This is a genomic window from Streptococcus lactarius (genome assembly GCF_016642265.1).
GTDB classification, from domain to species: domain Bacteria; phylum Bacillota; class Bacilli; order Lactobacillales; family Streptococcaceae; genus Streptococcus; species Streptococcus lactarius.
Map to the genome: position 1 here is coordinate 14,822 of NZ_MRXX01000001.1, position 24,694 is coordinate 39,515.

Genomic DNA, 24,694 nt, shown 5'->3' on the forward strand with positions numbered 1-24,694 from the left:
CTTGCTCGACAATCCAAAGAAAATTGAGAGGCTAGGACTTTTGTCCCAGCCTCTTAACTACTCCACCCTGAGGGAATCGAACCCCCATCTCAAGAACCGGAATCTTACGTGATATCCATTACACTAAGGGTGGCAACTGTTATAGTATATCAAATTTTCAAGTATATGACAAGTAAAAAAAGAGTGGGATATAAATCGGTGATTCGTTAGAATGCAATTTCGTCGTCCCACCTCCTCACGGTTAAGTAGGGCTGTGAAAGCTAATGAAATCAACGTAGTAGAGCCCATTCAACCACTACGTCTTGCTCGACAATCCAAAGAAAATTAAGAGGCTAGGACTTTTGTCCCAGCCTCTTAAAAATTTTACAATTCGATATCGCCAAACAAGTCAGCCATTGAGAATCCAGTTTGAGTTTCTGGAAGATCAAAGTCACGTTTTTCTTGTTTTGGACGACGTGGGCGAGATTGACGTTTTTCTTGCTTTTCGCCTTCTTCTTGAGCTGGACGTTCTTCAAGAGCTTTGATTGAAAGGGATACACGTTCATCAGCAGCATTTACTTCAAGAACTTTAACCGTTACTTCTTGTCCAACTTTAAGAACATCTTTTGGATTTTCAACACGTTTGTGTGAAATTTGTGAGATGTGAACAAGTCCATCGATACCTGGCAATACTTCAACGAATGCACCGAAGTCAGTCAAACGTTTAACTGTTCCCTCGATCACGTCACCAGCAGCCAATTTTTGTTCAACGCCATCCCATGGTCCAGGTGTTGTAGCTTTCAATGAAAGGGATACACGACCTTCTTCTTCGTTCAAGTCAAGAACTTTTACTTGGATTTCTTCACCAACAGTTACAACTGATTTAGGTGAAACGTTGCGTTCGTGTGACAATTCAGTCAAGTGAACCAATCCATCAACACCACCAAGGTCGATGAAAGCACCAAAGCTTGTGATACGTGCAACTTTACCAGTTACGATATCGCCAACGTTCAATTTACCAAATACTTCAGCGCGTGCTGCTGCAGCTGATGCTTCAACAACTTCACGACGTGAAAGAATGAAACGGTTTTCTTTTGGATCTACTTCTTTGATTTTCGCATCAAATTCTTGACCTACGAAACGTTCAGTGTTACGTACAAAACGAGTATCAAGCATTGAAGCTGGAATAAATCCACGAAGTCCTTCAAATTCTACTGAAAGTCCGCCTTTAACAGCGCGTGTTCCTTTAACAGTAACAACTTCTTCTTCACGACCAACCAATTTGTCCCATGCTTTGCGAGCTTCTAAACGTTTTTTAGATACAAGGTAAGTTACTGTATCAGTATCTTTACCAACTACTTGACGAAGAACAAGCAATTCAAGTGTTTCACCTGGTTTAACCAAATCGTTGATGTCCGCATCACGATCGTTTGTCAATTCGCGAAGAGTCAAGACACCTTCAACACCAGTTCCAGAGATTGCAACGTTAGCTTGGTTCGCATCAACTGTCAATACTTCAGCAGTAACGACGTCACCTGGTTCAACTTGGCTAACACTGTTTAGCAAATCTTCAAATTCATTCATCTAAAAAATCCTCCAACAATCAAGTTTTCTTAACTTGACATACTAATAATTATTTTTCCTAAGCAAGCACCCGAAACGAGATTCAATATCACCTTTAACGACTTCACCCTATAAAGAAATAAAATACCTAGTTAGATATTTTATCACTTATCTGATATTACCTAAGAACTGGGGTAGCTGGATTCGAACCAACGCATGAGGGAGTCAAAGTCCCTTGCCTTACCGCTTGGCTATACCCCATTAATGAGATGGAGAGAGAGGGATTCGAACCCCCGAACCCGAAGGAGCGGATTTACAGTCCGCCGCGTTTAGCCTCTTCGCTATCTCTCCTTATAAATCAACAGCATCCATTATACCATTGATTTACTAAAAATGCAAGTCCTTATTTATTCAAATTATAAGTTTCTATTAAAATTTCAACTGCTTTTTCTAGATTTTTGTATAGGGAATCAACTGTCCCATTTTTGACAATAGCAAACTGACCTGCCATATCTGCAATTTCACCTATTGTTTTTTTACCAATTGAAAGTGTGAATCCATCAAAAGTATCCTTTCCAACGGTTACTTTACTATCTACGATTTGAATTTCAATTTTCTTGTCTTTTTTACTCATTTCAGTCCTCTTTTCACTTTTTCTATTTTACAAAAATTTAGTTTATGGCGCAAGAAAAAAGCTATTCTCAACCGAGAAATAGCTATTTCTATTAATCGACTTTAACGATCCATCCTTCAGGTGCTTCGACATCACCAAATTGGATACCCGTCAATTCATCATAGAGTTTGTGGGTCACTGGACCGACTTCTGTTTCGGAATAGAAGACATGGAAGTCATCTCCGTGTTGAACACCACCGATTGGTGAGATAACTGCTGCGGTACCACAAGCTCCTGCTTCTACAAAACGATCCAAATCATTGATAAAGACATCCCCTTCGATTGGTGTCATACCAAGACGGTGTTCTGCCAAGTAAAGTAAAGAGTATTTGGTGATAGATGGTAAGATAGAAGGGCTCAATGGCGTCACAAATTCGTTATTAGCAGTGATTCCAAAGAAGTTTGCAGAACCGACTTCTTCAATCTTGGTGTGGGTTGCTGGATCAAGGTAAATGACGTCAGAGAAATTACGATCGTGAGCAATTTTACCAGGAAGCATGCTGGCTGCGTAGTTTCCTCCAACTTTAGCAGCCCCTGTTCCATGTGGAGCCGCACGGTCATACTCGTCTTGGATCAAGAAGTTAGTTGGCACCAAACCACCTTTGAAGTAGTTGCCGACAGGCATGGCAAAGATGGTAAAGATATACTCCTCTGCAGGATGCACACCGATAATATCCCCAACACCGATCAAAAGAGGACGAAGGTAGAGGGTTCCTCCTGTACCATATGGAGGCACATATTCTTCATTAGCTTTGACGACTGCCTTACATGCATTGACAAACATATCCACTGGTACTTGTGGCATGAGCAAGCGATCAGCTGTCCGTTGCAGACGTTTAGCATTTTGATCTGGGCGGAACAATTGGACACTTCCGTCTTTTGTACGGTAGGCTTTTAATCCCTCAAAGGCTTGTTGGCCATAATGCAAACTTGGAGACGATTCTGAGATATGCAAGGTCGCATCCTCTGTCAATCCCCCCTTTTCCCAGGCTCCGTTGCAGTAATGCGCCAAAAAGCGATAGGGTAATTTCATATAGTTAAAGCCAAGGTTTTCCCAATCAAGTGATACTGTCATGATAGTTCTCCTTTATTCTTTTTTTCTAGTCGATTTGAAATTGACCGATTCAGTTTCTCAATCTATGTACACTATTGTACACCAATTCATGAGAATTTCAAGCGATATTTTCAATTTTCAGAAAATTTATTTGAAAAAAGTCAGTCTAAGAATAGACCGACTTCCTTTTTTATTTGATTCGTGCTGAAAAGACTTCTTGATCTGAGATTGTGTCGTTGACAAAGGAGCCATTGCTTGTTCTTTCCGAGACACTGAGCTGAGTCAGATCCACTTCGGTCACTTGACCTGTAGTTGAAGTGATAGCTAGAATTTGATCTTGTTCCGCTACTTCTTCTTGGCTCGTAAAGAGATCGAAATCTCCTTGGTCTGTATTGACTGGACCTGCCATGAAAACACGGTGTGGTTTGTTTTTCAGTTCACGCAAGACCTGTAGTCCACGTTTAGCCCGGCTGGTCACAGGAATATCGTCTTGCGACATCCGTTTCAGACTACCTCGCTGGGTCAGAATGTACATACTTGGTGTTGTAGACTTAAAGACGGCTACCACCTGATCCCCATCTTTGAGGTTGATGGCTTTAACCCCTGCTGCCTTCGCTCCTACGACAGGCACTTCTTCGATGTTGAAGCGCAGACCATAACCATTTTTTGTAATGATCATGATGTCCTCGAGGACAACTGGTGCAATTGCAACAATACGGTCATCGTCATCTTTCAACTTAGCATACTTAGTCGATTTAGAACGATAAGTCCGCCATGGGCTCAATTCCTTGCGTTCAAAACGCTTGATTTGACCTTGTTGGGTTGCCGCAAAGTAGGTCACGCCGTCAAAGTGATCCACAATCTCTGCAAAGAGAATTTCCTCATCCTGCTCGAAATTGGTCAAGGTTTGGCTGAGGTGTTCGCCGATGTCCTTCCACTTGGTATCTGTCAATTCATGGATAGGGCGATAAATGGCATTTCCCAAGTTGGTAAAGAGCAAGAGATGCTGGGTGGTCTTGGCAGGTTCTATGAAAATCAAGTCATCATCGTCACGTTTCCCGACTTCTTCCACTGTCGAAGCATTGAAAGAACGAGGAGAGGTCCGTTTAATGTAACCAGCACGGGTCACGCTGACAAAGGTTTCCTCTTCAACGATTAGACTGGCTGTATCAATCTCGATCGTCTTAGCAGTGTCTTGCAACTCACTGCGACGAGCATTGCCAAAGAGCTTCTTCACTTCACGCAATTCCTTCTTCATGAGATTGAACATGGTCCGTTCATCCCCAATGATGGCTGCCAAGGTCGCAATTTGCTCCTTGAGGTTAGCATGCTCTTCTTCCAAGGTGACGATGTCTGTATTGGTCAAGCGGTACAATTGCAAAGTGACAATGGCTTCTGCTTGTTCTTCCGTGAAATCGTAGCTGACCTTGAGGTTTTCTTTGGCATCTGCCTTGTTATCAGAAGCACGGATCAAGGCTATGACTTCATCGAGGATAGAAATCACACGGATCAAGCCCTCTACGATGTGGAGACGGCGTTCCGCCTTTTCCTTATCAAAGCGAGAGCGAGCGACAATAATATCCCGACGGTGAGCAATGTAGCTAGACAAAATCGGAACTATCCCAACTTGACGAGGGGTATAATTGTCAATCGCCACCATATTGAAGTTGTAGTTGACCTGCAAATCTGTGTACTTGAACAAGTAGTTCAAGATCAAGTCTGCATTGGCATCTTTCTTGAGTTCAATGGCAATGCGAAGACCATCCCGGTCTGACTCATCCCGAACTTCGGCAATGCCGGCCACCTTATTGTTGACACGAACATCGTCAATTTTCTTGACCAAGACAGCCTTGTTGATCTCATAAGGAATCTCGGTGACGACGATTTGCTGCTTGCCGCCTTTGAGTTGCTCGATCTCTGTCTTAGAACGGACAACTACCCGTCCCTTACCTGTTTCATAGGCTTTCTTGATCTCGTCTCGCCCTTGGATAATGGCACCCGTTGGGAAATCCGGTCCAGGAAGAAACTCCATGAGTTTGTCTACCTTAGCAGAAGGATGGTCGATCATGTAGACTACCGCATCGATGACTTCAGCAAGGTTATGGGGCGGAATATCTGTCGCATAACCAGCAGAAATACCAGTAGCCCCATTGACCAAGAGGTTTGGAAAGGCTGCAGGCAAAACAGTTGGCTCTTTCTCTGTATCGTCAAAGTTCCAGGCAAATGGTACGGTGTTCTTTTCGATATCTTGAAGGAGATAACCAGCAATTTCAGATAGACGGGCTTCCGTATAACGCATGGCAGCCGGTGGATCACCGTCCATAGAACCATTGTTACCGTGCATCTCAACAAGAATCTCACGATTCTTCCAGTCTTGAGACATGCGGACCATGGCATCATAGATCGAACTATCCCCGTGAGGGTGGAAATTCCCCATGATATTTCCGACAGACTTGGCCGACTTGCGGTAGCCCTTGTCATGGGTATTCCCATCCTTATTCATAGAATAAAGGATCCGCCGCTGAACAGGTTTCAAGCCATCCCGAATATCAGGAAGAGCCCGTTCTTGAATAATGTATTTGGAGTAGCGACCAAAGCGCTCTCCCATGATGTCCTCCAGGGACATATTTTGGATATTACTCATATAGGATACAAAGCCCGAAAAATACAAAGTGAAAATAGGAAATTCTTGCAGTGAGCCATGCTCACAAGAGAATTTATCTTTTTCACACAGTATTTAGGGCGTGTTCAACTCCTTTCAAAGAATGTTGAGTAGTCTTTTATATATAGAAGTATTCAGTTACACCAAGTAACCAAAGGATCTTTTTTTAGTTTTAAATAGATTCATTAATGATTAGAAAGTTTCTCTTTAGCATAAGCTATCATCTGCTTAGCCTCTTTGTCATTGTAGGAAAACCCCATCCTTTTTGCTAATTTTTGCGCTTCACAATCGAATAGCTTCATGGTGGCAAATAAAGACTGACTGATTTTCTCTATACTAGATAAATCTAGCAGATCTGAGAACTCTTTTTCCTTCTCGGCAGACAAATAGTGAAAGAGATACTTGTAGTTTTTCCCGATGTCAACTATCCCCTTATCCCTTGATACCTGCCAAGCCAAGACCTTCAAGAGCTCTTGCTGGCAAATGCCATAGAGGTGATCGGTCGCATAGATCAGCTGATTTCTTCGAATGGCCTTGACGACATAAGCCGATACCCACCAAAATTCATTGCAGGATGCTGCAAATTCCTCTTCTGAGGGCGAAGCAGTCCAGTAGCGCTGAGGATTTGGAGAATAGGCTTCAAACAGACCTTTGTCGTCTTTTAAGACTTTGAAACTTGCCTCGCTGTCCACCCACTCTTGAATGTGCTCCTTGGGACAGAGTGTCAAATCGATCCGATTGCCATCTTCAAAAAGCATGAGGTAGAGACGACGATTTCCAAGTACATTGTGCTGTTCAATCAAACGATTACCAAACTGATCTAGCCAAGATAAATCTGAAATAAGCTCTTCCAAATTCTCAACAATATAGACCACATCATAATCTTGAAACTCATCTTTTGAGGACTGAGGATTCGTTCGAGATCCGGATAAAGCAATTGCTGAAATACTTAGATTTTTTGAGATCTGCAAAATTTTATTAACTATCTTAATTTCAGATTTCATGGAAATATCTATTCTAATACAGTCTAACAATAATTAAATTCAAAAGTTTGCTACTCTTTAATGATTAATACATTAACTTGGAGAAATTACATAATTACACAACCTAAAATACTTATCATCCTGTCCTTTTATTCTATCCTGTCCTTCTTTTAATATCTTTTCATCGATAAAAAATATGAAATTAGATAGAATATTGATTTTCTCATACTTACAAATTTCTCTAACATAAAGTTCAACTCCTTGAGCAGAAAAACCTTGTTGTAGTTGTAACATTTGTTCGTTGAAATTTTCTTTAAGAAACTCCTCAGTTCTTTTTTCAATAGAAAACCAGAATTGACTTCCATCTTCTCCATTTACATCTACGGGAAGACAAATATATCTCTTTCCTTCTTTAACAGTATTTTGGTGTTTTGAAAGAAGTGTCACATTCCTAACAAATCTTTCAAACTCATCTATGCTGTTTATTTTGAAGCAAGAATACTCAAGTCTAGAGTCAAGATAAAGTTTTATACAGCGTTCTACTGTTTCACACTCCGTTTTTAACTCTTTCACTTTTCTATTTAAAGAAATCATTTCCTCATCAGTTAACTTACTTCTTTCTGATTCAGTTAATTTACTTTCTAGTTGAACTAGTTCTTTATACTGAACATGGATAGGTATATCTTCTAAATCATCAGTAATATATTTCACAATTAGTTGTTGAATCTCATTTCGATTAGTAATTTCTGGTACATCTTTTTTTACATCAATTTCAATGTTTAAACTTTTAGCTGATTGTTTGATTCTTTCACAATTATTTATTTTTACATTATCATTTTGGTGTGTCAATTCATCAATGTTATTTCCAAAACTATCAATTTGAGAATGTGTAAGTGAATTGATAGTTAGTAGAGTAGCTATGTCTGCTTGTGAAAATTGCGAGGTTTCTTGAATTGTTTTTATTAATTGTTGATAAAGCTCATCCATAAGACTAATAGATAAATCCTTATCTATATCTTCTTTGTCATCATATAACTTCTTTAAATAAGTTTTAAATTCTTCATAATCTTTATATTTACTATTCCAGTTATATTGAATTTTTATAAGCTCTTCAGAAACTTGGTTTTCCTCCCAGAACTTAGCTATACCCTCATAACTAGGATTTTCGCCATGTCTCTCCAATATATATTTTTCAAAATCGTTTACTGCATTTTGAATTTTTTGGAGTTCAAGTATTTCATCTATTCCCAGCCCCTCTAAAAGCTTGTCCAAATCCATCCCAGTAAGATCACAGAAAAAAGATATTAATTTTTGTTTATCCATATGTTTTTCTCTCTTAAAACGCTGTCGTTTCTTCCAAGGTAAACTTAACGTTATCTTCGATCCATTGGCGGCGTGGTGCTGCCTTATCGCCCATGAGAACGGAGACACGGCGTTCCGCACGAGCCAAGTCATCAATGGTGACGCGAATTAAGGTACGGGTTTCTGGGTTCATAGTTGTTTCCCAAAGCTGGTCTGCATTCATTTCCCCCAATCCTTTATAACGTTGGAGGGTTGCTCCACGGCCAAAGGTCCGACGCAACTCCTCTAATTCGCTATCTGTCCATGCATAGGCCACTTCTTCTTTCTTGCCTTTGCCTTTCGACATTTTATAAAGAGGAGGAAGCGCGATGTAGACATGTCCGGCTTCTACCAAAGGCCGCATATAGCGATAGAAAAAAGTTAGGAGCAAGGTCTGAATGTGGGCTCCATCCGTATCCGCATCGGTCATGATAATAATTTTGTCATAGTTGGCATCTGCAACTGTAAAGTCTGCACCAACTCCTGCACCAATGGTGTAGATCATGGTGTTGATTTCCTCATTTTTGAGGATGTCACTCATATTGGCCTTCTCAGTATTGAGAACCTTCCCACGAAGGGGGAGAATGGCTTGGAACTTACGGTCTCGGCCTTGCTTAGCAGAACCACCAGCTGAGTCTCCTTCGACTAGGTAGAGTTCGTTTTTAGCAGGATTTTTAGACTGGGCTGGGGTCAATTTACCAGATAGGAGCCCTTTGTCTTTCTTATTCTTCTTGCCATTTCGGCTTTCATCCCGCGCTTTTCGAGCTGCTTCCCGTGCATCCCGGGCCTTGATAGCTTTACGGATCAGACTGGAAGCCAACTCCCCATTTTCCATGAGGAAGAAGGTTAATTTATCCGAAACAATGCTATCGACGACTGGACGAGCCAGGGGACTCCCTAATTTGTCTTTGGTTTGTCCTTCAAACTGCAAATGAGCTTCTGGGACCAAGATTGAAAGAACAGCAGACAAACCTTCGCGGTAGTCTGATCCTTCCAGATTCTTGTCTTTTTCTTTGAGAAGTCCGGTCTTTCTTGCATAGTCGTTCATGGCCTTGGTAATGGCTGTCTTCAGGCCAGTCTCATGGGTTCCGCCATCTTTGGTACGGACATTATTGACAAAAGATAAGATGTTATCAGAGTAACCATCATTGTATTGCATGGCTACTTCTACCTGAAAACCATCTGACTCCCCATTAAAGTAGAGAACAGGTGTCAGGGTTTCCTTGTCTTCGTTCAAGTATTCAACGAAATCCTGAACCCCATTTTCATAGTGAAAGGCCACATGGTTGTCTTCTTCCTTACGGAGGTCGGTCAGCGTCAGCGTCACGTCCTTAAGCAAGAAGGCTGACTCTTTGATCCGCTCAGCAATGGTATTAAATTTGAAATCTGTCGTTGAAAAGATGGTTGGATCCGGCATAAAGGTAACCTTGGTCCCGGTCTTAGACTTGGGAGCCGTTCCTATCTTCTCAAGAGTAGTGACAGGCTTCCCACCATCTTCAAAGCGTTGCTTGTAGACAGCTCCATCACGGGTAATTTCTACCTCAAGCCAGCTAGAGAGAGCATTCACGACGGACGATCCCACTCCGTGAAGACCTCCAGATGTCTTATAGCCTCCTTGACCAAACTTTCCTCCAGCGTGGAGGACCGTAAAGATCACCTCAACGGTTGGTTTACCCATAGCATGCATCCCTGTCGGCATCCCCCGTCCTTGGTCTACCACGGATAGTGAACCGTCTTTATTGATGGTCACATCGATTTGTGAGCCAAAGCCAGACAAGGCTTCATCGACTGCATTGTCAACGATCTCCCAGACCATATGATGCAAGCCGTTTCCATCGGTCGATCCGATGTACATCCCTGGACGTTTACGGACCGCATCTAACCCTTCTAGTACCTGAATGGCATCGTCATTATAATTATTAATATTGATTTCCTTTTTTGCCACAAGGAACCTCCTGTTTGTTCATCTTTTCTATATTACAGTTTTTTAGGAAATTTTGCAAAATTTTTTCTCTTTATATGGAGATTTCTATATCTAAGTATAAAATGCTAGCTAAACACTTTCTTCAGATGTCACACTTGAACTACAAAAATTGCTTTTTCTATTGATGGCTTTTTGATATAATGAAGGTATGATGAAAGAAATAAGTATTTTAATTTTGGCCTATCTGTTAGGCTCCATTCCTTCGGGATTATGGATTGGAAAAGTCTTTTTTAATATTAATTTACGAGAACATGGCTCAGGTAATACTGGAACGACCAATACCTTTCGGATTTTAGGGAAGAAAGCTGGGATCATCGTCTTTGCGATTGATCTCTTGAAAGGAACACTGGCAGTCCTTCTTCCGACTTTCTTTGGAATTCAGGGGATCTCACCAATGGTCTTTGGCCTCTTAGCTGTTTTAGGCCACACTTTCCCAGTTTTTGCTGGATTTAAAGGCGGAAAAGCAGTGGCAACTAGTGCTGGTGTCTTACTTGGCTTCTCGCCTGTTCTACTACTGATCTTAGCTGTGTATTTTGTAGCTAGCCTATATTTAACCAGTATGATCTCGTTTTCGAGTGTAACTGTTGCTCTACTCGCCATTTTATCAGTCCTTCTTCTCCCTTTGACTGGATGGATCTTGCACGGTTATGATCCGCTTTTTACAATCATTGTCTTGGCCTTAGCGACCTTGATCATTCTTCGTCATAAAGACAATATCCAACGGATCAAAGAGAAAAAAGAAAATCTCATCCCTTGGGGAAAGAACATCACCCACCAACAACCAAAAAACTAGAGCCTGCGCTCTAGTTTTTTTGATTGGACTAAAAATAACGGCTTATTCCTTGTTCGGAACATCTTTTGTCTCTATTATACCATCTTTTATCCTTTCACAAAAAGAGCATTCAAAACGAAATTACAATATTACCTTAAAAACTTTCCTTAGGTGAGTACGGACGTCAGCGAACTTCAAAGAAGTTCCATGACTTAGTTTTGAACCTAAGGTTTCAAAACTCCCGAGTTCTAGAAACAATAGTGTTTCTAGAACTTTTCTCACGGAGGAAAGTTTCGGTAAATTATTGATAATTTTTAAAATTAGAACTCATTTATATTCTTTGAACAATTACTAACATTAGTATACCAGAACCTAATTTGAGCACAAAAAAAGCATCCCAATTGGAATGCTTTTTTCTATTTCTTAATAGTACTCCCCTTGGCGGTAGTTCCAAGAGTTGAAATGATCAGATAAGTGCATCATGATCTTATCGATATCCAATCCCTTACGGATCACGACTGGACAAGTATTGACAGAACGGCTGCCTGCTCCTTGTTCTGGAATGAGTTTACCTTCTGCATCCACCATAGAAACCATCACTCCTTGTTCATAGCGAGTTTCGACGGTCTTGTCTGGTTGGATAGAAGCTACATAGTCATCGGCTTCGATAACCAAGTCCACAGCACCTTCGATGCGCTCACCAATTCCTTCGACCTTCCCGCGATTTCCTTTCCCTGAAGGGTTAGCCGAAGAAGCATAAACCATCTTGCCTTCTTTTTCCCACATTTCTTTGGCGATTTGCTCACCAGCTTTCCCAAATTTAATGACAAAACAGCTGGTTCCACGAACGTCTGTCATGAGTTCTTCACGTCCATCTCCGAAGGCTTGCAATTTTGCATAAGCATCTTCGCGCCATGGAAGGATACAACCAAGCAAGATATCTTCATCCCAATGTTTTTGGTAGAAGGCTTCGATTTCAGGATTCAATTGTGCAAGGGCACGAAGTTCATCCATACTTCCGCAAAGAACTACACCAGGTTTGTTACGGTTGCGTTCTTTGGCTTCAAACTTCCGTTCCAAGCCGGCCTTGTCACTGGTCATGATGATGTAGCCGACTTTTGTAGGGCAGACGATACAACCACCCTCTCCCTTCAAAATATCAAATCCTTCTTGTGAAAGTGTTCCGTCCCATTGAATGTGTCTTGTCATAAGTCTCTTTCCTTTTCTATTCTTTTTAGTAGTTTATCAAAAAATCATGAAAAATTCAATATATTTTCAGAAAATTCATAATTAAGTATACAATTTTATCACTGCCAGTAAGCTGGCCGATTCTTCTCATATGCTGCGATCAAGTCTTCGTACTGAAGCGTAATCCCAATATCATCCAGCCCATTGAGCAATTTGTGCTTCCAATCTTGATCGATCTCGAAGCGAAACTCTCCTACAGGCAAAATGATCTTCTGCTCTTCCAAATCCACCGTTACTGGATCTGTGGGCTTCAAGCTTGCCAGTTTTTGACGAACCTCTAGAGGTTGCACAATCGGCAGCATGCCATTATTTAGTTCATTATTGTAATGGATATCTCCGAAAGATCCAGCGATCACGACTTTAAAACCATAATCTGCCAATGCCCAGGCTGCGTGTTCCCGAGAGGAACCTGCCCCAAAATTGTCACCAGTGATCAAAATGGTTGCCTTGCGGTATTCTGGCTTATTAAAGATAAAATCTGGATCCTCGGTATACTGGTCATCCAAGTAGCGCCAAGCATACATGAGGTATTTCCCAAAACCTTTTTTATCAATCAACTTCAAGAATTGCTTGGGGAGGATTTGGTCGGTATCGATATTATCGTTCATCAAGGGAACCGTTGTCCCCGTATAAATGGTAAATTTCTCCATGATTCCTCCTTTTACTCGACTTCTGGCAATTGGCGCACATCGACAAAGCGACCAGCAATTGCTGCTGCAGCGGCCATAGCGGGGCTACAAAGATGAGTTTTGGCCCCAAACCCTTGGCGATCTTCAAAGTTTCGATTGCTAGTAGAGGCACAGTGGACGCCATCCGGCACCTTGTCTGGGTTCATCCCGAGACACATCGAGCAACCTGGATCACGCCATTCAAAGCCTGCATCCATAAAGATTTGATCCAAGCCCAACTTTTCAGCGGCATGCTTGACCGGACGAGAGCCCGGTACGACAATGGCTGTTAAGTTGGGTGCGATTTTTTTGCCTTTCACAAACTTGGCTGCCAGCTCTAAATCACTGAGACGCGCATTGGTACAGGAACCGATAAAGATATAGCCCAATTCAATGTCTGCTGGTTTTTGACCAGGTTCTAAATCCATATAATGATAAGCCCGTTCATCATTCATGTCCCGAATCTCTGGGAAGGGTGTCTCAAAATCCACTCCCATAGAAGGATTGGTCCCCCAAGTCACCATCGGAGCTAGTTCAGATACATCCATACGGATGACCTTGTCATATACCGCATCGTCATCACTGACCAGGGTCTTCCAGTCAGCTACTGCGGTCTCAAAATCACTTGGCACACATTCGCGTCCCCGAATGTAGTCAAAGGTCGTCTCATCTGGATTCATGATCCCCATTTTGGATCCAAACTCGATCGACATGTTGCAGATGGTCATGCGTTCTTCCATGGTCAAGCGATCAATCGCTTCCCCCCGATACTCTACGACATAGCCAACTCCACACGCAACACCATAGCGTGCTATCAAAGCTAAGATGTAATCTTTTGAATAGATCCCTTTTTGTGGGGTTCCGGTGAATTCGACCAACATCTTCTTTGGTTTGACTTGCCAGATGGTTTGGGTGGCAAAGACATGCTCCACTTCACTGGTTCCAATCCCAAAGGCAATGGCACCAAAGGCTCCGTGGGTTGCGGTATGGCTGTCTCCACAGACAATAAATTTCCCAGGCTGGGTCCGACCGGTTTCAGGGCCTATCATATGAACAATCCCTTGTTTTTCTGAACCGTGAGCTGCATGTTCGATCCCGAATTCTACTACATTCTCAGCTAATTTGTCAATCTGGGCCTTTGAAATGACATCTCGTATATCATAAATATTAACCGTTGGAACATTGTGATCAAAGGTTCCAAAGGTTAAATCGGGTCGGCGAACCTTGCGTCCTGCATCCCGTAATCCTTGAAAGGCTTGGGGACTCGTCACTTCGTGGATATAGTGTTGGTCCACATACATGAGTTGGGGTTGCCCTTCCACTCCTGTAATCACGTGGCGGTCCCAAAGTTTATCAAAGATAGATTTTCCACTCATCGTCTTTCTCCATTTATCTTGTTGCTAGGGAATCCATCGAAGGATTAGAAAGAGGATACCTGCTAAGAGAAGGCTACTCATCCACCAGGTGGCTTGGAAATACCATTTCCGTACCTTGTGGTGAAAGAGATGCCCACCTAGAAGAGCTCCAAATCCACCAAGCAGCCAGCTCTCGAGTAAGAGGACCTTTTCAGGAATCCGCCATCTGTTTTGGATGGCTTTTCGCTTATCTAATCCATAGGTCAGAAAGACCATACTATTCCAAAGAGCAATGACCATTAAACAGCGATCTCTCCAAGTCATCTTAGAGATTCCTTATGATAGCTGTTGTCATCTCTGCAGTCGAAGCCTGACCACCTAGATCTCGGGTCAAAATCCCCTGATTCAAGGTTTGATTGACAGCTTCTTCGATCATTTCTGCACCTGCTGTTTCTCCAAAACTGTCTCGGAGCATCATGGCAACGGACAGGATCATGGAAATCGGATTGGCAATGCCTTGACCAGCAATATCTGGTGCTGAACCATGAATCGGCTCGTACATGCTTGGCCCTTGGTCAGAATGACTGGCAGACGGCATCACGCCTAGTGTTCCTGGAAGAACGCTCGATTCGTCAGATAAGATATCTCCAAATAGATTCTCTGTTACGACAACATCAAAGCGAGCTGGATTGGTGATCATGATCATAGCCGCACTATCGACAAGCTGGTGCTCTAAAGTCACATCTGGAAATTCTTTGGCAACTTCTTCTGCTACTTGCCGCCACAATTTAGACGTTGCCAGAACATTTTGCTTATCGATACTGGTCACTTTCTTGCCACGTCCTTGTGCAATCTTGAAGGCTTGGCGCATAATCCGACGGATTTCTTCTGCGCTGTAATCATTGATATCGCGCGCTGTATCTTCTTTCAAAATATGCTCTCCAAAGTAAATCCCACCTGTCAATTCACGCACAACCACGAAGTCGACACCCTCGATACGCTCTGGTTTCAAAGGAGACAGGTGTTTCAAGGCGTCAAAAATCCGTACAGGGCGAATATTTGCAAAAAGATTTAATTCCTTACGAATAGCGAGCAAACCTTGTTCTGGACGAACAGGAGCATGGTCATACTCCGGACTTCCGATGGCCGCAAGAAGAATAGCATCCGCTCCTTTCGCTGCTTCTAGAGTATCTTGGGGAAGTGGATGACCAGCGGCATCAATCCCAGCACCCCCAAAAGGTTTGTCTTCTAGGCTATAATCAAAGCCAATTTTGGGAGCAACGGCTGCAAGGACCTCTAGCCCAGCTGCCATGATCTCAGGGCCAATCCCATCTCCTGCAAGTGTTACAATTTTCTTTGTCATGTTCATTTCCTCTTAGGCTTGTGGAAGATCACGGTAAGAAACAGCTCGTCCCATCTCACCCGCATTCTCTTTTTGCACTAGGGTATTGGCATTGATATAGGCAATCGCTGACGCCTTCAATACGTCAAAGTCCAAGCCAGAGGCATTGAAAATCGTATCTGTATCGACATTTTCCACGGATACCAAGACACGAGCTTGGGCGTCAATCCCATCGGTCACCGCATCGATATTGTAAGATGTCAAGCGAACAGTTTGGTTGAAGAATTTATCAATCGCATTAAAGATGGCTTCGACAGATCCTTGACCATCAGCCAAGAATTCAAGCACTTCTCCCTCTTCATTTCTAAGGCTAACTGCTGCAGAAATACTTTCATCGGCATTGGTCGACAAGCGGAGATCGTTAAATTGGAAGCCATCTGGATTTTCTACTGCTGTACCGGCAACAAGGGCGCGGATATCGGCATCGGTGATCTCGTGTTTTTTGTCTGCCAGAGATTTGAACTTGGCAAATAATGGTTGGATATCTTCCTCTGAGAAATCAAGTCCTAACTCATGGAGTTTCTCAATAAAGGCATGGCGACCAGACAATTTTCCAAGAGGAAGACTGTTGCTCTTGACGCCCACCAACTCAGGGGTGATGATTTCATAAGTAAGCGGGTTTTTAAGGACCCCATCTTGGTGAATTCCAGACTCATGTGAAAAGGCATTGCCACCAACAACCGCTTTGTTTTTAGGAATTGGAATCCCAGAGTAACGAGAAACCAACTCAGAAGTATTGATGGTTTCATTAAGGACAATCGGACTTTCAACCTGGTAATAGTCTTCGCGAATATTAAGAGCGACCGCTACTTCTTCAAGCGCTGCATTTCCAGCCCGTTCACCGATCCCATTGATGGTCCCTTCCACACGGCGGGCCCCATTTTTGACAGCAGCAAGGCTATTCGCCACTGCCATTCCTAGATCATCATGGCAATGAGGGGAATAGATAATCTCGCGGTCCGTCTTGACATGGTCAATCAAGTATTTGAAAATCGCGCCATACTCTGCTGGTGTCGTGAAACCGACTGTATCAGGAATATTGATGTAGCTAGCCCCTGCGTCGACCGCAGTCTGGACAACTTGCAAGAGGAAATCCAATTCCGTCCGTGTCGCATCTTCTGGTGAGAACTCCACAACCTCAAACTTTGAACGCGCATATGAAACGTGCTCTTTAATGGCTTTAAGAATTTCTTCCTTGCTCTTGTTGAGTTTAAACTCCCGATGAATGGGACTGGTTGCGATAAAGACGTGAACTTGCGGATACTTGGCATCCTTTAAGGCTTCATAACAAGCATCAATATCTGATTTGACAGAACGGGCCAAACCTGTCACAGCTGTCTTGGTCAAGACCTTTGCAATCTCTTTCACAGCTGTGAAGGAATCAGGACTTGCTGCAGGAAAACCTGCTTCAATAGCAGAAATACCCCATTTTTCCAATTGTTTGGCAATGGAAACTTTTTCCTTGATCGAAAAATTTACACCCGGTGTTTGTTCACCATCTCGAAGACTGGTATCTAAAAATTCAACTTTACGCATAGGGTCTCCTCATTTCTATGTAGTGGATATAAAGAAAAACATCTCACTCGGTCAACCAAGCGAGATGTTTCTGCCCGCTTGGTAAGCCAAACAGGACTAATGCTTCTGCACTAGCCCTTATACCTCAACAACAAAGCAAATTGAATAAACTTAGCTGTTTTCATGTTTGACTTTCTCCTTTGTTCAATGTCTTGTTTAGTATTTTAGCATAGGGAAAAAGCAATGTCAAGAATTTTCTGTAATATTCTGAATTTTTTGAATAGAAACAAAATATCCCCTTTTGCCCTACTTCTTCTGATACAAATCAAAAACGATCTTGTCATTATAGAGATCAATGGTATTGGCCTTGGCATAGATTCCAAAGTCGTTGTCCATTTCCGACAAGAGAATGGTGATGGTGGACTGCTTAGGTGAGATCTGAACGAATTTTGGGATGTTTTTATTTTTACTCAAGAGCTGCAAGACCATCTTTTGGGGGATTTGGAAGCTTCCCACTGAAAAGTCCTTGACACTCAAAAGAATATTTCCGTTTTCCAATTTGGATGGTTGGAAGTAAATGTACAAGGGGTAGGATTTGCCCAGAAGACTCAACTGCCCTTCTAGCAAGATTTGTTGGTTGTCCGCATAGACCTTGTAATCGGATAAATGGTATTTTTTTAGCAGATGTTTAATGGTGTCATTGAACTGATCTCTGGTTGTCGTCATGGTCCCAACTTGGACGTCACTAGTCTTTGCAGTCCGTTGGAGCTGACGGACATCTTCTCTAGGTGTTGCCAATCGGCTTTGTACCACAAGGCCTAGAGCTACAAGGAGACTCACCAAGCCTAAAAAGAGCCATTTCCAAATATTGATTTTTTTAATCTGAGCTAGTTGGTCTTTCTTGGGGATTCCGTTAATTCCAAGTTTTCTTAGTCGCATTGATTTTCTCCAATATTGCTTGTTTCATCTTTTCATAACCTGTGTTGTTGGGGTGAAAACGATCTTCTTCATACAAGGCATCGTTAGCAATCGTCGCCTTGCCATCACTGACTTCTGACACACCCATTTTCCCGTCGATTCCTTTATACAGGGCATCATTGATCGGAACGAAATAGACCTGATCAAATTGTGCGATGGTTTCTTCCGTCGTCTCATTCCAACGATCTACAGCCGTCTGAATACTGGTTAATTCAGGAAAATTCAGGTAAAGAGGATTGTAAATCCCCACTACATAAATGGGAAGATGGGGATTGTCCTTTCTGGCTTTTGTGATCATTTCTTTGAGGTTAGCTGTATAATTCTTGAGCGGTTTTCGGATATCTGATTGAGAAAAATCACTCAGATGATCGACAACAACTTTGCGTAGATCATTTCCTCCAACCGTTAAGGTCATGACATGCGCCTTCTTGAGATCCTTCTGAAGGTCTGTTTGCTTCTTGAGTCGATCTAAAATCTGATCACTTGTATTTCCAGCTACACCATAGTTGACAGGCTGGTAGTGACCGTCATTTTCATTGGACAGACTTTGGGCAAGGATGGGCACAAAGCCTCCTTGCTTGGTGCTATCCCCTACTCCTTCGGTCAGTGAATCTCCTAGAGCTACATAAGTATAGGTGATTTCTTTTGCAGACGTTTTGGGCTTGGTCATACGAGGAGATGCAGTCGGGAGCAAAGCACGAAATAGAAAGACAAAGACAAGAAGGCTGGTTAAAAAGAAAACCAAGCCTTGCATCATTTTTTTAAGATTCATATGAATACGATCGCTTATCCTTGGAAAATCACTTGTCCATCACAGATAGTATAAGCAACTTTCCCTTTTAATGTTTCACCCACAAATGGGGAATTTCCAGCTTTTGAAGCGAAATGATCCGATACTAGGCGGTCTGCTTCCGGATCAAAGAGAGTCAAATCTGCTGGTCCATCTACTGCGATATATCCAGCATCAAAATTATAGAGACGTGCTGGATTATAGGACATCTTTTCTAGCAACTGCATGAGGCTCAAATGTCCTGCATGCACCAAGTAGGTCAATCCAAGAGAAAGTGAGGTTTCAAGACCGGTCATTCCAGATGGTGCCTTGGTAATATCAGGAACATTCTTCTCATCCGAATGGTGAGGCGCGTGATCCGTCGCAATCACGGAGATGACGCCTGACTTCAAGCCTTCAATCACTGCTAGACGGTCTGATTCCAAGCGAAGGGGTGGGTTCATCTTGGCATTGCTTCCCTTGGTCAAGAGGAGACTTTCTGTTTTTGAAAAGTGTTGGGGAGCTACTTCTGCCGTCACATGAGCTCCTAATCCTTGGGCAAATTCCACAACCTTGACACTTTCTTCCTTGGAAAGGTGTTGGATATGAAGGTGGGCACCTGTCGCATGGGCAATCATGGCATCCCGCGCAGCCATCGAGTATTCGGCCACACCCGTAGCCCCACAGACATGGAAGTGTTCCTTAGCAATATGTTCATTTAAACCAAGAATGCCGTTCAACTCAGGGTCTTCTTCATGCAGACTAATAAAGGTCCCTAGACGCTTAGCTTCTTCCAAGGCTTGGCGGACAACCTTGGTGCTTTGAAGAGGAATCCCATCATCTGAAAATCCTACCGCACCAGCCTTAAGCAGGGCTTCAAAATCTGTCAGGTGTTGACCGTCAAAATTCTTGGTCACCGTCGCAACCGTACGAATGTGGAGATTTTCCTTGGCTGCAGAAGCTAAGACTTCCTCTAAGGTAGCAATATCTGAAATAGTCGGATTGGTATTGGCCATCATGACTACTCGAGTAAACCCACCCGCAGCTGCTGCTAAAGCACCAGTATGGATATCTTCTTTATGGGTTTGGCCGGGTTCACGGAAATGCACGTGCACATCGATCAAACCAGGAGCTACCACTAGACCTGAAGCATCAAGCACCTCTTCTCCATCCGTTGGGAGATTTTCAGCAATCTCTACAATTTTCTTTCCCTCAATGCGAAGGTCACAGACTTGATCCAAACCGGTCTTTGGATCCATGACACGACCATTTTTAATGACAACCATTGCATTCTCCTTTATTCATAAAAATCAACATGCGACTCTAACAAGCGGTCGCCGTCATAGCGAAACATTGCTGAAAAGAAGGGTTTATCCTCTAACAACCACTCGACAAAGGTGTGGTCCCCCTCCCAGGTTGGTTTTAAGAGGACTTGATCATAAGGCACCCACTCTAGTGTCCCTTCGTTACATTCGATCAATTCTCCTTCAAACTCGGTCACCTTGAAGACATAAGTGTACCAATCCAGATCAGGTGTAAACTCAGGAAAGGTAATGATCCCTTTTAAGACTGGCTTGGCTCTTAGTCCCGTCTCCTCAAAAATCTCACGCGCCGCACACTCCTGAGGGGTTTCCCCGCGTTCTAATTTTCCACCAACCCCGATCCATTTACCTTCATGGACATCATTGGGCTTTTTATTGCGATGCAACATGAGAAATTCTTTCCCGTTGTCAATGTAACAAATTGTTGCTAATTGTGGCATTTCTTTCTCCTATCTTAACCAATCAATCGGCTCACGTCCCGCCTCTGTCAAAAATTGATTGGTTTTTGAAAAGGGCTGGGACCCAAAGAATCCTCGGTAGGCCGATAAGGGACTTGGGTGAGCTGATTCAAGGACCAAATGTCGATCGTGGGTAATCAGAGGCTTTTTCTTACGGGCATAAGATCCCCAGAGGATGAAGACAACAGGCTCCTCTGAATCATTGACCACCTTGATCACAGCATCTGTGAACGGTTCCCAAATTTGACCCGCATGGCCATTGGCCTGACCAGCAGGAACCGTCAAGCAGGCATTGAGCAAGAGCACTCCTTGCTCTGCCCAAGAGGTCAGATCATGCGACCGCTTCTCTCCAATATCTGAGCGCAATTCTTTGAGAATATTTTGCAAAGAAGGCGGCGCTGGCACATGATCCGGAACAGAAAAACTTAAGCCTTGTGCTTGATCTGGTCCATGATAGGGATCTTGTCCTAAAATCAAAACCTTGACCTGATCCATCTCCGTTGTCTGCAAGGCCTTAAAAACCTTATCACGCGGTGGATAGACCACTCCTTTGTTATAGACCTCATTCATAAAGTCATTGATCTGATGAAAATACCCTTCAGGAAGGTGGGATTTGATGGCTTCATGCCATGGTGAATGCTCCATGAAAACTCTCCCCTGTCCAATAAATTCTTACCTTCCATTATACCACAAAACTAAATCACATTCTATCAGGTATTCATTAGATGTGGTTAGTTGATTTTACTGTATTTTAGACGTGGTCACATATCGCTCAAATAAATAAAAACGTAGTCAATAACGTAGTCAGTCAATTGCCGTTATAACAGAAAAAACCACTAACTGCAATTAGTGGTTTTAGAATGAGAAAATACCATACATTTGGCGCAGATCCACTGGATAAAAAAAGGCTGGACATATTATCCAACCTCTTTTTCTGCCTGTCAAACAAGCGAGAGTTTTTATGTATTTTCTTTCTTACTGAATCCTGCTAGACCGATCGAAGCGACTAGTATAATTTGCGGCAAGAATTGGATGAGGTAGCGGGTCTTCCCACCTTCAAAAATGGTCAAGAAGAGCAAGCCACCAAAGACCGCTAAGGAAAGGAAATTGAAGGCATCTGTATCTCGACGTTTGAGAAAGGCCCCAACCAAGCCAGCTGACAGGACAATCCAGATCAACTGCTTTACAAATTCATAATACTTGTATTGCGGACGGTCGATGCTGAGGAAGTAAGTCCGTACCCATTTTGCCAGACCATTGTTTTTCGTCAGTGGCTCATAGAGAGGATTGATAAATGGGGTCTTTTCGTACTCCACGTCACGATAAAGCCAACCAAGTGTCCCCTCTGCCACTGTCAAGGACTGCTTGTAATAGATGTGCCCCAGCAAGCCCCAAGGACCATACTCTTTGAGACGGCGCTTGATTTCTTTGATGACATTTTCTTTCTTAAAGAGGCCATTGTTATAATCCGACCGCTTGTCCTCATCGATATAAGCCAGCAAGCCCTCTTTCATATCCTCCTGGTTATGTCCCATATCCGTCAAGCCTAAATTGATAAACAAGAGTGGACCCTTAGCAAGACCTTCCTTTTTCAAAATCGGCACAACCGACTGATGCTCCACCGCGGTATTCAAGCCAGCAAAGACAAAGCCCGTCGCAAGGCCCGTCACCATAGCGATCTTGCCAAAGGACTTCCAATTACCACGGAAGAAAAGCACAGCCCAAAAGGCGATCATGACAATAATCGTCGTTGGACGGATCAACATGGCAACGCCTGATAAAACACTCAGTCCTAGCAGCTCTTTCCAAGAGATGACTGCATCATCAGCCTTCAGAAGGTCAAGTACCCACCATAGCTGTAGGGTGATCAATGGGATGGGTAGAATATCCGTGTACATGGAATAAAAATAAGGCGAATAGCAAATCAAGCTCACATAAAAGACAAAAGCCAAATCAGCTATTTTTTGACTGAAATGCTTCTGGGACAGCTTGTACAAGAGGACGGCACCCAAATTGACATAGAGTATGTTGAGAAGCTGCATGACCCACAAACCGCTAGAACCAAAGATCACGTAGAAAAACTTTTCATAGAGAAAGAGCGGAATGTTATTGGGATTGCGACTGAGGTAGTTGGTGATGGAAGATTGCTTAAGAAGATCAAAAGCTCCCTTAAAAACAACCGCAGCATCTCGACGGATAAAGAGCTCCGCACAAACCATCATCACAAACTGACAAATAACGGCTCCAATCAGGAAACCTTTTTTATGCTGGATCAGCCAAACATAGGCTATCTTTAGCCGATCACGTAGCAACCAAGTTAGAAGAAACAAGAAGACAGCAATGAAAATCGCAATATTTGAAATTTCTTGTAGATACACCACACTTGTATACAACCAGTGGACCATGAGAAGCAACAAGACAAGATGCAGGAAGCCAAATAAGGTACGTTTACTTTTCGATAACATAGGTCCATTATACCAAAAAAACAGCATTTCTGCTGTTTTGGAGTCAATGTCAACTGTAAAGTGAAAGGACAATTGTTCTGAGATAAAATTTATGGATACACTCATTTTATCAAACCAATTTTTTACTCTTTACCTTAATTTTCAATCCTAAAACACTAGGAATAAAATACATAATAGTCCCAGATAAATTCCAACTGCTAATATCATTCCAATTTTATAGAAACCAACTAAGCCGGCATAACGTTCGACAAAACCTATCTGGGGGTCGTCTGGATGATAAAAGGCTGTCATGGGAGAGCCGATTGGAAAAATCAACCGTAAATCCAGATTTTTGCCTGATCCAAGAATGTACCTTCTATCAAAAACATCTGTCTGTTTTGACTTAGAAGAGGTCTCTATAAAATAAGCATAGCTAAAGGTCTTTTGGTAGCTTTCGACACCGACTTGATATTCCACCACAGGCAAGGATACAAGGAGTTGATTTTTGGAATCAAAAGCAACGACTTCTCCCATAACTTGTGCGGTTGATGATGTTTTTACCTTCATTTCACGAAGATACAAGGTGTAAAAGATCAGCAGTATGATCAGGAAAACAAGAGTCATCATTCCCAAAATAAGCCAAAACAAAACCGTTAAATCCTCTCTAGAAAACCAATTTATTTTTTCGAGTTATCTTTCTTAATAATAAAAATTGTTTCAATAATCGATAATGAATTTAACTTTATCAATTAAAATCTCCTATAAATCTATCAAGAATGTATAGAAGAGGAATCCTTACTCTCCTCTTTTCAACCAATTTTGTTGCTGTGCCTTTTCTGCAAGATCTTTTGCTTTGTTGATATCCAGTGATGGTGAATCTGATGGGGTGTTTGATTCGATATCCTCTTTCAATTCTTGTAAGGTTTGAACATCCTGTGGTGTTAAATTAGAGACCGTGCTAGACTCTTTATCTGTTGAACTTTCCGGAACAGACTGAATCTCGCTATTAGTTTTTATTACCTCAGTCCCTACATCCGTTTTTGGAGCTGGTCGGTATAACATGAAGAATCCAACAATTACAATGATGAAAGCTAGGATCGATATCCCATTTCGTTTTTGAATTTCTTCCTGAGGAATTTCTACTCCCTTTGTTGATAAATTCTTCCATTCTGGATGTTCCTCCTCAGCTGCTTTTTTCTTATAAAAAACAGGTGCAATCAATGACTGATTGGTTAAGATGAGAGTTCCAATACAAATTATAAAATATGGTACTTCACGAGAGTTGCTGAGTAATATCTTAATATAAAATACACTAGCGATTATAGCTAGGACGATAGTAATTGTAAATCTAATTTTAAATTCCTTTTTCAATTGCAAATAATGTTCTTTTGTCATTTTTTCTCCCTTAAATTAGTTTTTATCCTTCCTCTAATGAAAACAATTACTACTATCATACCGGATTTTACTTTGGGTTTCAAGTTAACCACCAACTAGTGAAAAGAGTATAAAAAGAGGCTGGGACAA

General features: G+C 42.3%; 22 protein-coding genes and 3 tRNA genes. 1 reads left to right on the plus strand and 24 read right to left on the minus strand.

All coding sequences use genetic code 11. The features are described 5' to 3' along the window. Nucleotides 1–61: 61 nt before the first annotated feature. From BTU61_RS00085 to parE, 10 genes are all read right to left on the minus strand, one after another. Nucleotides 62–133, minus strand: a tRNA-Arg gene (locus BTU61_RS00085). A 230-nt stretch (nucleotides 134–363) separates the two neighbouring features. After that, nucleotides 364–1,563: a 30S ribosomal protein S1 gene (gene rpsA, locus BTU61_RS00090; RefSeq protein WP_187538934.1), complete on the minus strand. Its 1,200-nt coding sequence runs from the start codon at nucleotides 1,561–1,563 to the stop codon at nucleotides 364–366. A gap of 168 nt (nucleotides 1,564–1,731) precedes the next feature. After that, nucleotides 1,732–1,803: transfer RNA gene (locus BTU61_RS00095), tRNA-Gln, on the minus strand. 9 nt (nucleotides 1,804–1,812) lie between these two features. After that, a tRNA-Tyr gene (locus BTU61_RS00100) sits at nucleotides 1,813–1,893 on the minus strand. Between the two features lie 52 nt (nucleotides 1,894–1,945). Continuing rightward, nucleotides 1,946–2,176, minus strand: coding sequence for a DUF2969 domain-containing protein (locus tag BTU61_RS00105; protein ID WP_187538936.1), 231 nt, complete (start codon nucleotides 2,174–2,176; stop codon nucleotides 1,946–1,948). 91 nt (nucleotides 2,177–2,267) lie between these two features. Next, nucleotides 2,268–3,290, minus strand: a complete 1,023-nt coding sequence (locus BTU61_RS00110) for a branched-chain amino acid aminotransferase (RefSeq protein ID WP_200771804.1) — start codon at nucleotides 3,288–3,290, stop codon at nucleotides 2,268–2,270. Between the two features lie 169 nt (nucleotides 3,291–3,459). Then, nucleotides 3,460–5,913: a DNA topoisomerase IV subunit A gene (parC, locus tag BTU61_RS00115; protein WP_200771805.1), complete on the minus strand. Its 2,454-nt coding sequence runs from the start codon at nucleotides 5,911–5,913 to the stop codon at nucleotides 3,460–3,462. A gap of 203 nt (nucleotides 5,914–6,116) precedes the next feature. After that, nucleotides 6,117–6,935, minus strand: a complete 819-nt coding sequence (locus tag BTU61_RS00120; protein ID WP_200771806.1) for an aminoglycoside 6-adenylyltransferase — start codon at nucleotides 6,933–6,935, stop codon at nucleotides 6,117–6,119. A gap of 72 nt (nucleotides 6,936–7,007) precedes the next feature. After that, nucleotides 7,008–8,237 carry a hypothetical protein gene (locus BTU61_RS00125; RefSeq protein ID WP_200771807.1) on the minus strand — a complete coding sequence of 410 codons (1,230 nt, stop codon included), beginning with the start codon at nucleotides 8,235–8,237 and terminating at the stop codon, nucleotides 7,008–7,010. A 13-nt stretch (nucleotides 8,238–8,250) separates the two neighbouring features. Then, nucleotides 8,251–10,200, minus strand: a complete 1,950-nt coding sequence (gene parE / locus BTU61_RS00130) for a DNA topoisomerase IV subunit B (protein ID WP_200771808.1) — start codon at nucleotides 10,198–10,200, stop codon at nucleotides 8,251–8,253. Between the two features lie 190 nt (nucleotides 10,201–10,390). Between parE and plsY the strand changes: the two genes are divergently transcribed. Continuing rightward, on the plus strand, nucleotides 10,391–11,032 hold the full coding sequence (gene plsY / locus BTU61_RS00135) for a glycerol-3-phosphate 1-O-acyltransferase PlsY (RefSeq protein WP_275946261.1): 642 nt from the start codon (nucleotides 10,391–10,393) through the stop codon (nucleotides 11,030–11,032). A 402-nt stretch (nucleotides 11,033–11,434) separates the two neighbouring features. Here plsY and BTU61_RS00140 read toward each other — a convergent pair whose 3' ends face one another. The 14 genes from BTU61_RS00140 to BTU61_RS00205 all read right to left on the minus strand — a co-directional run bounded on the left by BTU61_RS00140 (nucleotide 11,435) and on the right by BTU61_RS00205 (nucleotide 24,565). Further along, nucleotides 11,435–12,220, minus strand: coding sequence for an L-threonylcarbamoyladenylate synthase (locus BTU61_RS00140; protein WP_200771810.1), 786 nt, complete (start codon nucleotides 12,218–12,220; stop codon nucleotides 11,435–11,437). Between the two features lie 98 nt (nucleotides 12,221–12,318). Then, nucleotides 12,319–12,909, minus strand: a complete 591-nt coding sequence (gene leuD / locus BTU61_RS00145) for a 3-isopropylmalate dehydratase small subunit (protein ID WP_200771811.1) — start codon at nucleotides 12,907–12,909, stop codon at nucleotides 12,319–12,321. An 11-nt stretch (nucleotides 12,910–12,920) separates the two neighbouring features. After that, nucleotides 12,921–14,303, minus strand: a complete 1,383-nt coding sequence (leuC, locus tag BTU61_RS00150) for a 3-isopropylmalate dehydratase large subunit (protein WP_200771812.1) — start codon at nucleotides 14,301–14,303, stop codon at nucleotides 12,921–12,923. Between the two features lie 24 nt (nucleotides 14,304–14,327). Further along, nucleotides 14,328–14,606 carry a DUF1294 domain-containing protein gene (locus BTU61_RS00155; RefSeq protein WP_200771813.1) on the minus strand — a complete coding sequence of 93 codons (279 nt, stop codon included), beginning with the start codon at nucleotides 14,604–14,606 and terminating at the stop codon, nucleotides 14,328–14,330. Between the two features lies 1 nt (nucleotide 14,607). Continuing rightward, nucleotides 14,608–15,645, minus strand: a complete 1,038-nt coding sequence (gene leuB, locus BTU61_RS00160; RefSeq protein WP_200771814.1) for a 3-isopropylmalate dehydrogenase — start codon at nucleotides 15,643–15,645, stop codon at nucleotides 14,608–14,610. A 12-nt stretch (nucleotides 15,646–15,657) separates the two neighbouring features. Continuing rightward, nucleotides 15,658–17,220, minus strand: a complete 1,563-nt coding sequence (locus BTU61_RS00165) for a 2-isopropylmalate synthase (RefSeq protein WP_200771815.1) — start codon at nucleotides 17,218–17,220, stop codon at nucleotides 15,658–15,660. Between the two features lie 285 nt (nucleotides 17,221–17,505). Beyond that, nucleotides 17,506–18,138 carry a YpmS family protein gene (locus BTU61_RS00170; protein ID WP_200771816.1) on the minus strand — a complete coding sequence of 211 codons (633 nt, stop codon included), beginning with the start codon at nucleotides 18,136–18,138 and terminating at the stop codon, nucleotides 17,506–17,508. Further along, entirely contained in the window at nucleotides 18,113–18,949 is an 837-nt protein-coding gene (locus tag BTU61_RS00175; protein WP_200771817.1) for an SGNH/GDSL hydrolase family protein, read from the minus strand. Before BTU61_RS00175 ends, BTU61_RS00170 begins: the two co-directional genes overlap by 26 nt. 14 nt (nucleotides 18,950–18,963) lie before the next feature. Then, entirely contained in the window at nucleotides 18,964–20,232 is a 1,269-nt protein-coding gene (locus BTU61_RS00180; protein ID WP_200771818.1) for a dihydroorotase, read from the minus strand. A gap of 11 nt (nucleotides 20,233–20,243) precedes the next feature. Continuing rightward, entirely contained in the window at nucleotides 20,244–20,708 is a 465-nt protein-coding gene (locus tag BTU61_RS00185) for an NUDIX hydrolase (protein WP_200771819.1), read from the minus strand. Nucleotides 20,709–20,717: 9 nt separating this feature from the next. Beyond that, on the minus strand, nucleotides 20,718–21,371 hold the full coding sequence (locus tag BTU61_RS00190; protein WP_200771820.1) for a uracil-DNA glycosylase: 654 nt from the start codon (nucleotides 21,369–21,371) through the stop codon (nucleotides 20,718–20,720). Between the two features lie 314 nt (nucleotides 21,372–21,685). Beyond that, nucleotides 21,686–23,191 (minus strand): glycosyltransferase family 39 protein, encoded by a 1,506-nt coding sequence (locus tag BTU61_RS00195; RefSeq protein ID WP_200771821.1) that lies wholly within the window; start codon nucleotides 23,189–23,191, stop codon nucleotides 21,686–21,688. A gap of 147 nt (nucleotides 23,192–23,338) precedes the next feature. After that, a complete protein-coding gene (locus tag BTU61_RS00200; RefSeq protein WP_234700055.1) occupies nucleotides 23,339–23,818 on the minus strand; it encodes a DUF3592 domain-containing protein in 480 nt (159 codons plus the stop codon). A 147-nt stretch (nucleotides 23,819–23,965) separates the two neighbouring features. Beyond that, the gene (locus BTU61_RS00205; protein WP_200771822.1) at nucleotides 23,966–24,565 is read right to left on the minus strand and encodes a hypothetical protein; all 600 of its coding nucleotides are present in this window, start codon (nucleotides 24,563–24,565) and stop codon (nucleotides 23,966–23,968) included. Nucleotides 24,566–24,694 lie beyond the last annotated feature (129 nt).